We start from the raw sequence: 14,463 nt of genomic DNA on the forward strand, positions 1-14,463 counted from the left end.
GAACGCCCCAGATCCCGGTCGGCGTTGGGAGACCGGATCTGGGCCCGAGTCCACGCCATCCGCACGGTTCATGCGATCCGCACGGTTCATGCAGTCCACACGATCCACGCGGCCCGCACGGGACGGCGGCGAACCCGGCCGATCCCGGTAAGCCGCGTCGAGCCCGGACCGGTGCGGGGAGACCGGGGCGACCCGAGCCCGCGCGAAGAGCCAGGTCAGCCCCGCACGCCCCGCAGGGCGGAGTAGAACTCGTTGTATCTGGCCAGCTCGCGCTCCACCGGCTCGATCACCGCGCCGGCGGCCACCGCCCCGACCCTGCGGCGCATCTCCCGCTCCAGCCTGTCGCGCTCGTTGCCCGCACCGAGCATGACGAAGTTACGGCTGGCCACGGCGGTGAGCAGGCCGAGTCCCAGGACCGACAGGATCATGAGTCCCACCCAGGGCAGCGACGCCGTCTCGCCGAACATCTCCAGCCCCGAGGGCAGCGTTCCCGCGCCGAACACGCCGTAGGCCAGAGCCGTACCGAACCAGACCGCCCCGGCGACGAAGAGCAGAACCAGGAAGTACTGCCAGACGAGGAGCAACCGCCACCAGGCCGGGACCCGATCAAGACGGGGCGCGATCTCCGTGAGCTCTTCGGAGAGCTTCTGGGGCAGCTCGGTCATGTGCGAACGGGCGGCGTCCCTGACCCCGTTCTGCCAGGCCTCGTGCATGCCGGCGGTCAGCCCGTCCGACAGGGCACGCACCGCGTTGTCCACCTCGGCGGCCTGCGCGCTGACCGCGCCCCCCGTCAGCCCACGGATCTCGTTCTTGAGATCACCGAGACGCAGGCTGTTCAGCGGGTCGGGCCGGAGCTTGGCGATCCAGCGGCTGTACGGCCAGCCGACCCACTCCACCGACCGCACGCCGTACACGTTCTCCATGGCCTCGCCGACGGCGGGCACGCCGACCGCGTCGCAGAGCGCGTCGGTGAGACCGATCCTGCGCGCGTCGTCGACGGCCGAGGGAGGAGTCGGGGCGCCTTCGACGGGCATGGTCTTCGTCAGGCGGGCGGTGAGGCGGTCGAGGTCGGCCTCAAGGCGCTGGACCGCCGCCCTGCGCCTGGTCACGGTCTCGGCCAGGACCGCCTTGAGTTCGTCCACCCCCTCCCCGTTGATCGCGGAGGTGATGACGACGACGGGGTCGCCGACGCCCTCGCGGCGGAGCAGGTCCTCCAGGTCGGCGACGCACTCGGCCAGTTCCTCGGGGGACAGCCTGTCCGCCTGGTTGAGCACGAAGATCGTCACCGCCTCGTGCCCGGCCAGTTCGGTCACGTAGCGCCGGTGGGTCGAGGCGTCGGCGTACTTCTGCGGGTCGAGCACCCACACGACGAGGTCGGCGACCTGGATCAGCCGGTCGGCCTCCGGGTCGGTGAGCGCGCGGATGGAGTCGTGGTCGGGAAGGTCGAGCAGGATCAGCCCGTGCAACCGGCCTTCGCCCTTGTCCAGGGCACTGGCCCTGGCGAAGCGGTGCCGCCACTGGATCTGCAGCCAGTCGAGCAGCGGGCCCGCGCCGTCCAGGCCCCAGACGCACGCGTGGGTGCGCGCCGTGGTCGGACGGCGGACCCCGGTCGGCGAGAGCTCAAGGCCCGAGACGGAGTTGAACAGCGTGGACTTGCCGCTTCCCGTGCCTCCGGCGAGCGCGACCACGGTGTGCTCCGAGGAGAGCTTGAGCCTGTCACCGGCGCGCAGCAGCAGTTGCCCGGACTCGGTGAGAAGCTTGGGGTCGACCCTGCCCGGCCCCAGTTCCACGATCCGTGACAGCGCGGCGAGCCGGGTGCCGAGACCTTGGCGAGTCTGGGTGGTGCCAACGCTCATCGGGCGACCTCAAGGTTGTACGTTGCCTGGTAAAGGCGAGTGGCGGCGGATTCGTCAGGAATGCCCGCACCGTCGAGGGCCTGGACATAACGCGACGTCTCATCGTCGAACAGCGTGGCGATCCGGGCCCGCAGATCGCTGCGGGCCTTGGCGCCGATGGTACGCAGTGACTCGGCGCCCAAAAGCGCGTGCACCAGCCGTTGTGGCAGCCCGCCCGTACCCGCCGTCCCCTCGGCCTCGGCGGAGCCGTAGCCGAGCAGCCCGATCACGAAGATCAGCGCCAGCGACTCGACGTCGAAGGAGACGAGCCTCGCCACGGCCCGCTTGGTCACACCCTCGGTACGGATCAACTCGATGATGTGGTCCTGCCAGCCGCCGACGACCCGGCTGGTCCTGCGCGCGAGGTCGTCGGAGACGCGGCCGAGCCCCTCGGTCGCGGCCAGGGACTCACCGGCCCCGGAACGCTGCGACCATCGGGCGACGACCTCCTCGGCGGCCCGCTGGGCCGCGGAGACGATGACGGACTCCAGCCCCGCCCTGAGCGCGGACTTCAGCGCGCTGAGCCGCTCGGGCGCCTGCTGGGTCGCCTTGCCCGCGAACCGGCCCGGCTTGCGCAGGTGCAGGGTCCGCATGAGGTCACCCGATCCGGCGAAATCCTGCCACCGGGCGAGGACCTCGCCGTGCAGCAGCGAACCGTTCCTGGTCGCCTCCTCGATCTCGGACAGCGCGGTCGCGTAGGCGGTGTCCATGTCCTCCCGGAGCTCACGCCTGAAGATCACCTGGACCTCCAGCTGCCTGGCCAGGGCGGGGATCCGGGTGCGGAAGCTGTCCAGCGTCCCGGTCAGGGTCGCCTTCACGGCCTGCGCCCGCCGCCGGTCGTCCACCGACAGCTCGGTCAGCCAGAGCCTCAGGTCGGTGACCTCGTGGTCGGGGAGCATGCCGTCGGTGACCTTGCTCTCGTCGATGACGAACCGCTCCACATCGCCGAGACCGTACTCGGTGAGCATCCTGACGAAGTGCTTTGTGATCACCTCACGGGACTTGGGCGGTACCCGGGACAGCACGATGGCCAGCCGGGCCCCGCGTTCCTTGGCCAGGCGGAGCAGCCGCCACGCGGGGGCGTCCGCGTAACGGGCCGCGGTGGTCACGAAGATCCACAGGTCCGCGGCGTCGAGCATGCGGTGGGCGATCTCGTGGTGCTCCTCGACGACCGAGTCGATGTCGGGGGTGTCGAGCAGCGCCACGCCCGTCGGGAGACGCTCGGTGGAGACGAGGACGAGGCTGCCGGGCTCCCCCTGCGGGGCGGGAGCGTCCCGCCGCCGCAGGCTGCCGAGCAGCTCTCCCTCGGCGAACCACTCATGGTCGTCGGGGTGGCAGGCGAGGACCGGGGTGCCGGTGGTCGGGCGCCGCACTCCCGTGGCGCTGACCTTGGCGTTGGCGAGGGTGTTGAGGAGCGTGGACTTGCCCGCTCCGGTCGAACCCGCGATGACGACGAGCGCGGGCGCGGTGCTCATGTGGACCCTGGGGATCACGTAGTCGTCGAGCTGGGCCAGGAGCTCGCTCTGTGCCCGCCTGGCCTCCTCCGCGCCGGGGAGGTCGAGGCCGAAGTGAAGGCCGGTGACACTGTCCCGCAGGATGGCGAGCGCGTTGGCCAGGGCCTCGGAGACGGCCTCGGGCAGCGGCAGCTCCCGCATCCGGCCGTTCTCCGCCTTCTCGGCTTCGTCGGCCTCGCCGGGCTCCTGGCCGTCCTCGTCCTCAGTGTCCTGGAAGTCCTCGGCGTCCTGAGTGTCGCGGGCGTCCTCAGCGTCCTCGGCGTCCTGGGCGTCCTCGACGTCGTGGGCGCCGTCTTCCTCGGCGAAGACGACGATCTCGTCCGGCTCCCGATCCGTCTCAGGGTCCGAGGAGGCGTGCACCTTCGGCTCGACCCCGGCCGACCGCCGGAGGCTCGCCGCGGAGACGGCGGTCTCGGCGGTCTCGGCGGTGTCGCCCTCCACGCCCGCCTTCACGCTTTCGGCGCCCTTCGCACCGTCGCCGACCTTCGGAGCACTGCCCTTCGGAGCACTGCCCTTCGGAGCGCCGGACTTCGTGCCTTCGGCCGCCTTCGCGTCGCCGGTCTCCGTGCCTTCGGCCTTCGGGGCGTCTGCCTTCGCGCCGTCGCCCGCCTTCGCGTCCTTGGCGCTCTTCGTGTCCGCGCCCTTCCGCGCCCCCGTCCCGGCCCCCGCGGGGGATCCGGCGGGGAGCTTCACACCCGCGCCGGCACCGGCGGCCTCACCCGCCGCCTTCGCGTCCTTGGCGGCATCGGCCGTCCGCGTGTCACCGTCGGGGGAGGCCACGACGAATGCCTCGGCGTCCGTACCCGTCTTCGCTGTCCCGGTCCCCGGAGCCCCCTGCTTCCCGCCCGCGTCGTTCGCACGGAGAGGAGGAAGATCTCCGCTCCGGGAGACGGTGGCGTTCTTGTCCGCGCCGGAGGGGGCCTCCTTCCGCTCCCGGGGAACGGTGGCCTTCGCCTCGGCCGCCGCGACCACCTCGTTCACCGACGAGATGGCCGCCTCGGCCGCCAACCGAAAAGCCGCGAAGGCATCGTCGACCGGCGCAGCACCGGCGGCCTGCCCCTGAGCCCCTTGAGACCCCTGCGCTCCCTGAGACCCCTGTGCCCCTTGAGAGCCCTGCGCTCCCTGAGACCCCTGAGCGGAAGCGTTACCGGAACCCTTCCCCCCGGCAGGCGCCCGGCCCGTGGGAGAGGGATTCCCCTGCGGAGTCCCCGTGCCCTGGGAGGGAGCCTTCTGTGGAGAGACGGGCGCCCCTTGGGAGGAGGTTCCGCTCGGAGAGGCAGTGGTTCTCCCCGGAGAGGACGCCTTGCCCGAGGAGCCGGTCCTTCCGGCCGCCGCCGGGGCGGTGCCCGCGCCTGTCGCAGCGTTGCCCGACGGGGCGACGTTGCCCGACGGGGCGGTGGCCTCACGCACGGACTGGCCCGCGCTCTCCCTTGCCCGGGCGGCCGCGGCCTCACGAGCGGCGGCCTCACGGGCGGCGGCCTCACGGGCGGCGGCGGCCCCCTTGCGGACGGCCCCGACGGCGGTGCCGCCCGGAGAGGCGGTGTTCTTGTCCGCGCCGGAGGGGGCCTCCTTCCGCTCCCGGGGAACGGTGGCCTTCGCCTCGGCCGCCGCGACCACCTCGTTCACCGACGAAATGGCCGCCTCGGCCGCCAACCGAAAAGCCGCGAAGGCATCGTCGACCGGCGCAGCACCGTCGGCCTGCCCCTGAGCCCCTTGAGACCCCTGCGCTCCCTGAGACCCCTGAGCGGGAGCGTTACCGGAACCCTTCCCCCCGGCAGGCGCCCGGCCCGCCGACGGGGCCGCGCCCGCGCCTTTCCGAGGGGTCACTGCCTGCCCGCTCGCGGGACGGGTGGTCTCGGCGACCTTCTCCTCCGCCTCTCCCGCCGGGCGCCGTACGCCGGAGGCCTGCGGAGGCTCCGCGTCGTCGGAGCGGATGGCCTGGAAGGTGACCGTTTGCTCGCCGGGGGACTCCTCGTCCGGCGGGACGTCACCGGACGGATCCCGAGGGGCGTCGGCGAGGCGGTGGTCACGCTCGCCCGGATGGGTGGGCTTGTTGGCAGCCGACTTCACGGTACCCGCTCCGCTCGAACCATCTCGACCTCCTGGCCGACCTTCACGACATCGCCGACGATCACGATCGCAGGTGGCCGGATTCCCGCCGCGGTCACACGCTCCGCCACCGTCGCCAACGTGGCGTAAAGAACACGCTGGGTGGGAAGAGTACCGTCCTGTACCACCATTACGGGAGTTTCCGGCGAACGTCCCTCATGGAGAAAAGTTTCAGCAATCGACCCAATTCGCTCAACAGCCATCATCAGTACCAGGGTTCCGGCCGATCTGGCCAGATTTGGCCAGTCGACGGTGGACCGCGCGTCGCCGGGCGGGACATGCACGGAGATCACGTGGAACTCCTGGCTGACGCCGCGGTGCGTCACCGGCACGTTGGCCGCGGCGGGCACCGCGACCGGGCTGGTGATGCCCGGCACGACGATGACGGGGATCCCCGCGCGGGCGCAGGCGAGCATCTCCTCGCCGCCCCGGCCGAAGACGAACGGATCGCCCCCCTTGAGCCGGACCACGAACTTGCCCTGCCTGGCGTGCTCGACCAGCAGCTCGTTGATCCTCTCCTGGGCCATGTAGCGGCCGTAAGGGATCTTGGCGGCGTCGATCAGCTCGACGTCCGGGGACAGTTCGTCCAGCAGGGGCTGCGGGGCGAGGCGGTCGGCGACGACCACGTCGGCCTGGGCGAGCAACTGCCGCCCGCGGACCGTGATCAGGCCGGGATCGCCGGGGCCGCCGCCGACCAGGGCGACGCCGACCGGCTTGGTGCGGTTGCGCCGGGCGTCGACCGTACCGTCACGGAGGGCTCCCACGACGGCGTCCCTGATCCCGGCCGCCCTGCGGGGATCGCCTCCCGCGGTGACCGCGACGCTGATCTCGTCCACCCGCCCGGTGGCGGGGGTCCAGGCGGCCGACGCGTCCTTGTCGTCGGCGCGCACGCACCAGATCCTTTTGGCCTCCGCCTCCGCGGCGACCGCGGTGTTCACCGCGCGATCGTCGGTGCAGGCGTGGACCAGCCAGGCGCCGTCGACGTCACCGACCTGGTACGGCCTGGCCTCCCAGACCACCCGACCGGTCGCGATGAGGTCGTCGAGAGCATGCGTGACGCTCGTCGAGACGATGGTGACCAGGGCGCCGGCCTCCAGCAGCGCCGGGACGCGCCGCTGGGCGACACGTCCCCCACCCACGACGAGCACCCGCCGCCCGGAAAGCTGCAGGCCGAGCAGGTAGGGCGACATGGTGACAGATCTCCCGTTCGCGATGAATGTGCAGTGCGTGTTAGGAGGTAAACCTACCGGTTAACACTTCACCGTTCGTTGCCGCCATGCGAACGGCGTGCGCGGAACGGCGCCTGGGGTCACCCGTGGAGGCCCGGCCTTTCGCAGATCAGGCCTCCTTGTCGGTGACCCCCGCGGAGTCGAAGGTCGCCACCTCGTGCATGACCCTGACGGCCGCGCAGACCAGGGGGTGGGCCAGCAGCCCGCCGGTGCCCTCGCCGAGCCGCAGTTCCAGCTCCATCAGGGGACGCAGGCCGAGGTGTCCGAGAGCGACGGCGTGGCCCGGCTCGGCGGAACGGTGACCGGCCACGCAGTGGTCCACCGCGGCGGGGGCCAGCGCGGCCGCGGCGAGCGCCGCTGACCCCGCGATGACCCCGTCGAGGATGACCGGCACCCGCAGGGCCGCCCCACCGAGGATGAATCCCGCGATCGCGGCGTGTTCCAGGCCGCCGACCGCCGCCAGCGTCTCCAGGGCCGAGAGCGCCGGGAGCGCCGTGCCGGCCTCGGGCAGGCCGTCTTCTCCCGGCGTGGGAACGGCCGTCCCCGCCTCCGGGACCGTCCCCCGCCCGGAGGCGTCCGTACCGGGGTGAGACTCGCCGGCGTCCGGGCGCAGGCCGTTCACCCGCAGTGCCCGCCGGACCACCTCGACCTTGCGGGCCAGCGTCTCGTCGTCGACGCCGGTTCCCCTGCCGGTCACGACCGCCGCGTCCTGCCCGGTGAAGGCGCAGATCAGCGCGGCCGACGCGGTGGTGTTCGCGATGCCCATGTCGCCGGTGATCAGGCAGCGGGCCCCCTGCTCCACGAGGTCACGAGCCACTTCGATCCCGGTCTCCAGGGCCGCGACCGCCTGCTCGGCGGTCATCGCGGGCCCGCGGGACAGGTCGGCCGTGCCGTGGGCGACCTTGCCGACCCTCAGTCCCGGCGCGGGGGCGAGGTCGGCGGCCACTCCGACGTCCACGACCGTCACCGAGGCGCCCACCTGGGCCGCGAAGGCGTTGGCCACGGCACCGCCCGCGAGGAAGTTGCCGACCATCTGCAGGGTGACCTCCTGCGGCCACGGGCTCACTCCCTGGGCGTGGACCCCGTGGTCGGCCGCGAAGATCGCCAGGGCCGCCGGGGCCGGGAGGGGCGGCGGGCTGACGGCGGCGGCACCGGCCAGCCGTACCGCCACCTCCTCGAGCACGCCCAGCGCGCCCCGGGGCTTGGTCAGGCTGTCCTGGTGGGCCCTCGCCTCGGCGAGGGCCGCCGGGTCGGCGGGCCGGATCGCGGCGATGGTCTGCTCAAGGATGGTCATGCCGTCCAGTGTCCCGCGAAACCCGCAAGGCGGTCATCCCGCCCCGGAAGCGGGACCGCCTGGCCCCTGTCCCCCGCGGGCGGCGGATCACCAGACGACGCCGCTGAGCGCTTCCTCGTAGCGTTCGACGACCACGTCGGCCAGGCCCTCGCAGTCGCCGATGACGTCGGCGCAGCGGACGTCCAGGTCCGGATGACCCGCGGCGTAGGCCATGGCCTGGGCCCAGATCCTGTCCAGGACGCCCCCGGCGAACAGCAGGTAGGGCACGACGATCACGCGCTTCGCGCCGAGACGGCGGCAGCGCTCGATGCCTCCGGGGACGCCGGGCGGGGTGAGGGAGGTGAAGGCGGTCTCCACCGTCATGTACTCGTGGGCGTGGGTCTCCCAGAACAGCCTGGAGACGCGGTGCACGTCGGCGTTCATCGCGGGGCTGGTCGAGCCGTCGCCGACCAGGACCACCGCGGTCTCGCCGATCTCGATGCGCTCGGGCTCGTCGTCGAACGAGCTCACGGCCGCGGGGACCAGGCGAAGGCTGGCTACCTCGGCGGCGGCGTCCGCCAGGCGCTCGGCGAGCAGCGCGAGGATGCGCGGGTCCGAACCGAGGGGACGGCCGTAGTCACAGGTGAGCATGGGGTGACGCTCCTGCTCCCTGGCCATCGCCGCGGGGATGTCGGCGCCGATCCGCATGTCGCCGGCGAGGCTCAGCGGCAGCGCGACCATGCGGTGATGGCCGCGCGCGACCAGGGAGGCGACCGAGTCGCGCAGACGCGGCCTGGCCTTGGTGATGTATCCGCCGGACACGTCGGCCGCGGTCTGATCCAACCGGCAGCGGAGGCGGTGGATGAACCTGCCGAACTCGACGGATTCGTTGTCTTCGTGTGAGCCCTGCCCGATGAGCAGCAGCGGCGGCTTCATAGAAACAGGACTCCAATGACCTTGACCTGGGGATACGCAGTCGCGACTGGCGAGGATATCCGATAACGACTGGTCATGGACAGGTAACGAATCGATAAATCACATTCGATATGGCACGAACGGCACCGGGCCCGTACGGCGGCGCCGGAAGACACCGCCCCCTCTCCCCCGGGTCAGACCAGATCGTTTCTGAGCAGGCCGAAGACCACGACATCGTGCGGGCCGTCGTCCTCCAGCGCGGCGGCGCGCAGCACCCCCTCCCTGACGAATCCGGCCTTCTCCGCCACCCGCTGGGAGGCGGTGTTGACCAGGTTGACGCGGAGCTCGATCCGGCGCAGGGTCGTGTTCTCGAACGCCCAGCGCGCCAGGCCGCGTACGGCCTCCGGAGCGTAGCCGCGTCCCCGGTGCAGCGGGTGCACGCCGTACCCGACCTCCGTGGTGCCGGCGCCCCAGTGGGTCTTGAACAGGCTGATCGCCCCCACGATGAGCCCGTCGGCCTCCATCGCCAGATGCGCGCCCTGGCCGGAGCGGCGCAGCTCGTGCACGCCCCGGGCGAGCCATCGCGAGACGCCGGAGCGGTGACCGGGCGCGCCGGGCGGCAGGAAGGAGTCGCGTGCCTCGACGACGGCGCGGATCCGGGCCTCGTCGGCCGGGCCGAAGGGACGGAGCAGGAGCCGTTTCGTCGTGACGGACGAGTCGGGTGCGAAGGCTGTCACGTGCTCTCCCCGCCGTGGAATGAGGCCGTGGAATCCGTGGAACGAGGCCGTGGAGTGCGGCGGCGCCAAGCCCATCCCATGGGAACGCGCCCGCGCAACCCCGCCCCGCGAAGACTCCTCCGCGCGTCTCGGCTCCGCGTGTCTCGGCTCCGCGTGTCTCGGCTCCGCGTGTCCCGGCTCCGTGGGACCGGCCGGGGCGCTCAGCGGACGACGACGACCTCCAGCGTGCGCGGGCCGTGCACGCCCTCGACCCGGTTCAGCTCGATGTCGCTGGTGGCGGAGGGGCCGCTGATCCAGGTCAGCGGCCGGAGCGGGTCGAGCCGGGCGACGGCCTCCGGCACCCCCGTCACGATCTGCCCGGCGCGCACCACGCACAGGTGGTAGTCGGGCACCAGGGTCAGCGCCCGCCGCCCCTGGCCGGGCCCGGCGTCCAGCACGATCGTGCCGGTCTCCGCGATCGCCACGGCGCAGCCGGTGACCACGCCCCGCACCGCGTCCAGCTCCGCCGCGCTCAGCGGCGGGTCGTCGGCGACGGTCTCCCCCGGCACCCAGCCGGAGGGCAGGCCGCCGGGCACGAGCGGCCGGGTGACACCTCGCGAGGCCAGCGCCGCCGCGATCGTCCCGGCCAGGCCGTCGTCGTCGGTCACGTGCACGGCGGCCCGGTAGTCGGCCACCCGCTCGGCGAACAGCTCGACCACGTCCGCCGGGTCAGGGGCGGCGCGGGACGTGCGGTAGGCACGGGTGATCTCGACGTCCGGGGCCGATCCCACGGCCGCGCGGATCCTCGACAGGATCAGCTCCCGGCCGGCCGCTCCGCCGTTCATCCGGTACCTCCGTCCGTACGGTCCCACCAGTCGCGGAAGGACTCCTGGGGAATGTCGGGAATGTCACGTGTGTCAGTCCAGCCGGACAGCGGCCCCGGCAGACGTCTGGGGACGAACCGGCGCAGGCGTCCCGCCAGGCGCTCGGCGCGCGCCAGCCGTTCCGGGCGGTCGAACACCCAGCCCGCGGCGCGCATGCCCATGCGCTCCGCGCGCGGGTGACGGGCCAGGCCGCGCAGGTGGACCAGCACCTCGGGGATGTCGATCGCGACCGGGCAGGCGTCGAAGCAGGCGCCGCAGAGCGTCGAGGCGTAGGGCAGGGAGGCGTCCAGCTCCGAGGCCATACCGCGCAGCTGCGGGGTGAGGATGGCGCCGATGGGGCCGGGATAGACCGAGCCGTAGGCGTGTCCCCCCGCGCGCTCGTAGACCGGGCATACGTTCAGGCAGGCCGAGCAGCGGATGCAGCGCAGCGCCTGCCTGCCGATCTCGTCGGCGAGGACCCCGGTGCGCCCGTTGTCGAGCAGGACCAGGTGGAAGTCCTGGCCCTCGACGGCGCCGGTCCAGGTGGAGGTGTAGGGGTTCATCCGCTCACCGGTCGAGCTCCTGGGCAGGAGCTGGAGGAAGACCTCCAGGTCCCGCCAGCTCGGCAGCAGCTTCTCGATGCCGACCACGCTGATCAGCGTCTCCGGCAGGGTCAGGCACATCCGGCCGTTGCCCTCGGACTCCAGCACCACCAGCGTTCCGGTCTCGGCGATCATGAAGTTGGCGCCGGAGATCGCGACCTTGGTGGACAGGAACCGTTCCCGCAGGTGGAGGCGGGCGGCCTCGGCCAGGGCGCGCGGGTCGTCGGTCAGTCCCCCGGGTGCGGGGCGCCCCCAGACGGCCATCTTCTCCCGGAAGATCTCGCGGATCTCCGACCGGTTGCGGTGAATCGCGGGCACCAGGATGTGCGAGGGCCAGTCGTCGCCGAGCTGCACGATCAGCTCGGCCAGGTCGGTCTCGTAGGCGGTGATCCCTTCCGCCGCGAGGGCCTCGTTGAGGCCGATCTCCTGGGTCGCCATGGACTTGACCTTCACCACGCTGGTCTCGCCCGTCGCCCTGACCAGCTCCGCGACGATCCGGTTGGCCTCCTGCGCGTCGGCGGCCCAGTGGACGTGGCCGCCCGCCCGGGTGACGGTCTCCTCCAGCCGCAGGAGGTAGTGCTCCAGGTTGCGCAGCGTGTGGTCCTTGATCTGCCTGCCCGCCTCCCTCAGGCTCGCCCAGTCGGGCAGCTCGGCGACGACCGAGGCCCGCCTGTCGCGGATCGTGTGCGTGGCCTTTCGCAGGTTGAACCTGAGCTGGGAGTCCTGTACGGCCGCCGCGGCACTCTTGGGAAAGGCGGGCATGCCGAGGAAGGCGTGGCCGCCGGTCATCGGGCCCCCTCAGCAGCGTCGGTGGCGGCGAGGATCTCGGCGAGGTGCACGGTCCGGATCCCGGTGCGCTGGCGTCCGAGGGTGCCGCCGATGTGCATGAGACAGGAGTTGTCGGCGGCGCAGAGCACCTCGGCCCCGGTGGAGGCGACGTTGCGCACCTTGTCCGCGCACATGGCGGCGGAGACGGCGGGGTTCTTCACCGCGAAGGTGCCGCCGAAGCCGCAGCACTCCTCCGCGGCGGGGAGCGGGACCAGTTCCAGCCCCCTGACCCGTTCCAGGAGCCGGGTGGGGCGGTCGCCCAGGCGCAGGCCGCGCAGGGAGTGGCAGGTCGGGTGGTAGGTCACCCGGTGCGGGAAGTAGGCGCCGACGTCGGTGACGCCGAGGACGTCGACCAGGAACTCGGACAGGTCGTGGACCTTCGGCACCAGCGCGGCGACCTCGTCGGAGAAGGCGGCCTCGGAAGGGACACGGGAGGAGGGGGATTCCGGAGCGGGCGTGGAGGGGGTGAACCCCTCGGCGGGCGCGGAGGGAACGGTCCCGGAGGGGACGGGGACCGGAGTGCGGGCGCGGGCCAGCCGGGGGTACTGCTCGCGGACCATCGCCGCGCACGACCCGGAGGGCGCGACGACCGCGTCGTATCCGGCGAAGACGTCCACGAAGTGCCGCGCGAGGCGCTCCGCCTCGCGCGGGTATCCGGTGTTGACGTGCATCTGGCCGCAGCAGGTCTGCGCCGCGGGGAACTCGACGTCACATCCGAGACGGCGCAGCAGCGTCACGACCGCCCGCCCGGTGCCGGGGAATAGCGTGTCGTTCACACAGGTGATGAACAAGGCGACGCGCATGGCACTCCTTCCGACGTGTGCTCTGATCACCATATGGTCCGGACGCCGTCCGGCCACCGGGTGGTGGCACCCGCCGGGGACCGGGCACGCCACCGGGAGATCGGGCGTGCCCGTCAGAGGCCGGGCGAGCCTATCCGGGGGTCGCGGACGACACGGGCGGGGAAGGGGCCGGAGCGGGCGGAGAGGAGACCGGAGCGAACGGGGTCGGGTCGGGAAGGACGAACGAGGGCTGCGGGACGGAGTCGGCCGACCGGCAGGTGGCTCCCGAACAGGCGGCCAGGGCGTCGAGTTGCTGGTTGAACTGCCCGATCGCGTCAGCCGGGGCCTGGGCGGCGAGGTTGTGGAGCTGGTAGGGGTCGGCGACGTTGTCGTAGAGCTGGTACTCGCCGGTCGAGTAACGGACGAAGGTGTAGCGGGCGGTCCGCATGCCCTGGTAGGCGGGAACCGGCGTCTGGCGGGCCGAGCTCGGGTTGAGCGGACGGTAGAACTCCAGCAGGACGTTCTGCCGCCACGGGGACGGGGGCTGGCCGCGCAGGAGCGGGAGCAGGGAGCGGCCCTCGGCGAACTCCGGCAGCTGCGCGCCGGCGAGCTGGGCGAAGGTCGGGGCGATGTCGACGTTCGCCGCCAGGTCGCCGACGACGCCACCGGCCTGGACGCCCGGCCCCCGGACCACGAACGGCACCTTGATCGACTCGTCGAAGGGGGTCGTCTTGCCCTGGGCGAGCCGGTGCTGCCCCAGGTGGAACCCGTTATCGGAACCGAAGAAGAGGTAGGTGTTGTCCAACTTCCCGGTGACACGCAAAGTCTCGATCAGGGAGGCGACCATGTCGTCCACCCCGAGCATGGCCCTCAGCCTGCGACGGTAACGCTCGTCGATGCCCTCGATCACTCTCGCGCTGAACCTCGGGCGCGAGCTCAGCCAGCGGGGTTCGGCGCTGACGTCGGCCTGGTCGAAGGACGGGGTCCTGGGGGCCGTCGCGTCGGCGAAGGCGTCGCGGTGCCGGGCCGCGCAGTTGGCCGGGTTGTGCGGGGCGATCGGGGCGAGATACAGGAAGAACGGCTCGTCGCCCGCCTGGGAGACGAACGCGTTGGCCTTCTGGCTGAGCACGTCGGCCAGGTAGTCGGTGTCCTCGTAGCCGTAGGGCCGCAGCAGGCCGTTCTCGTTGAGGGTGTAGCCGTACTCCTTGTACAGCTTGAGCACCGGCACGTCCCACTCGTCCCAGCCCTGCGGCACGTAGGTCGGCTCGGCGGCTCCGCCGGGATAGTGGTTGAGGTACTTGCCCATGAGGCCGGTGCGGTAGCCGGCCGACTTCATCCAGGTGCCGAGCGTGGAACGTTCCAGGGCCGAGTTGTAGAACTTGGTGAACCCGCCCTCGGGAGCGGTGTTGGTCAGCACTCCGTGGCTGTGCACGTACTGGGAGCGCAGGATCGACGAGCGTGACGGGCAGCACCAGGAGTTCGTCACGAAGAACCGGTTGAAGGTGGTGCCGCCGCGGACGAGTTCGTTCCAGATGTTGGGGTACTTCTGCAGATCTCCCGCCTCCAGGTCGTCGGTGAGGATGAACACGATGTTGGGCCGTTCGGCCGCCCGTGCCGCCCGTGCCGCCGCGGGAGCGAGTCCCGGAGCACCGAGGGTGGACAGCAGAGCCAGGCACATGAGCTTGCGGACAGCGTTAAGCACAAATTCACGCTTCCCAGAAGGCCGGATACCGACAC

At 72.0% G+C, this 14,463-nt stretch carries 11 protein-coding genes; 1 reads left to right on the plus strand and 10 read right to left on the minus strand.

Annotated features, from left to right (window positions below):
* Positions 1-215: 215 nt before the first annotated feature.
* Both AB0N02_RS32805 and AB0N02_RS32810 read right to left on the minus strand, forming a co-directional pair.
* A complete protein-coding gene (locus AB0N02_RS32805) occupies positions 216-1,856 on the minus strand; it encodes a GTP-binding protein (protein WP_363954323.1) in 1,641 nt (546 codons plus the stop codon).
* The gene (locus tag AB0N02_RS32810; RefSeq protein ID WP_363954325.1) at positions 1,853-4,390 is read right to left on the minus strand and encodes a dynamin family protein; all 2,538 of its coding nucleotides are present in this window, start codon (positions 4,388-4,390) and stop codon (positions 1,853-1,855) included. The genes AB0N02_RS32805 and AB0N02_RS32810 overlap by 4 nt, the downstream gene beginning before the upstream one ends.
* A 298-nt stretch (positions 4,391-4,688) precedes the next feature.
* Here AB0N02_RS32810 and AB0N02_RS32815 point away from each other — a divergent pair, with 298 nt between their 5' ends.
* Complete coding sequence (locus tag AB0N02_RS32815) at positions 4,689-5,117, plus strand: hypothetical protein (protein ID WP_363954327.1); 429 nt, start codon at positions 4,689-4,691, stop codon at positions 5,115-5,117.
* 358 nt (positions 5,118-5,475) lie between these two features.
* Here the strand turns inward: AB0N02_RS32815 and cobA are convergent, their stop codons facing one another.
* The 8 genes from cobA to AB0N02_RS32855 form a co-directional block, all read right to left on the minus strand.
* Complete coding sequence (gene cobA, locus AB0N02_RS32820; protein WP_363954329.1) at positions 5,476-6,708, minus strand: uroporphyrinogen-III C-methyltransferase; 1,233 nt, start codon at positions 6,706-6,708, stop codon at positions 5,476-5,478.
* Between the two features lie 148 nt (positions 6,709-6,856).
* Positions 6,857-8,041: a nicotinate-nucleotide--dimethylbenzimidazole phosphoribosyltransferase gene (locus AB0N02_RS32825; RefSeq protein WP_363954331.1), complete on the minus strand. Its 1,185-nt coding sequence runs from the start codon at positions 8,039-8,041 to the stop codon at positions 6,857-6,859.
* An 87-nt stretch (positions 8,042-8,128) separates the two neighbouring features.
* A complete protein-coding gene (locus tag AB0N02_RS32830) occupies positions 8,129-8,956 on the minus strand; it encodes a sirohydrochlorin chelatase (protein WP_363954333.1) in 828 nt (275 codons plus the stop codon).
* A gap of 173 nt (positions 8,957-9,129) precedes the next feature.
* The gene (locus AB0N02_RS32835; protein ID WP_363954335.1) at positions 9,130-9,672 is read right to left on the minus strand and encodes a GNAT family protein; all 543 of its coding nucleotides are present in this window, start codon (positions 9,670-9,672) and stop codon (positions 9,130-9,132) included.
* Positions 9,673-9,872: 200 nt separating this feature from the next.
* Positions 9,873-10,496, minus strand: a complete 624-nt coding sequence (locus AB0N02_RS32840) for an LUD domain-containing protein (RefSeq protein WP_363954337.1) — start codon at positions 10,494-10,496, stop codon at positions 9,873-9,875.
* Positions 10,493-11,905 (minus strand): lactate utilization protein B, encoded by a 1,413-nt coding sequence (locus tag AB0N02_RS32845; RefSeq protein ID WP_363954339.1) that lies wholly within the window; start codon positions 11,903-11,905, stop codon positions 10,493-10,495. Before AB0N02_RS32845 ends, AB0N02_RS32840 begins: the two co-directional genes overlap by 4 nt.
* Positions 11,902-12,747, minus strand: coding sequence for a (Fe-S)-binding protein (locus tag AB0N02_RS32850; protein WP_363954341.1), 846 nt, complete (start codon positions 12,745-12,747; stop codon positions 11,902-11,904). The genes AB0N02_RS32845 and AB0N02_RS32850 overlap by 4 nt, the downstream gene beginning before the upstream one ends.
* A gap of 130 nt (positions 12,748-12,877) precedes the next feature.
* Positions 12,878-14,428: a sulfatase gene (locus AB0N02_RS32855; protein WP_363954343.1), complete on the minus strand. Its 1,551-nt coding sequence runs from the start codon at positions 14,426-14,428 to the stop codon at positions 12,878-12,880.
* Positions 14,429-14,463 lie beyond the last annotated feature (35 nt).

Origin of the sequence: Streptosporangium sp. NPDC051022 (assembly GCF_040683035.1) — a bacterium.
In the GTDB taxonomy this organism is placed as follows: Bacteria; Actinomycetota; Actinomycetes; order Streptosporangiales; family Streptosporangiaceae; genus Streptosporangium.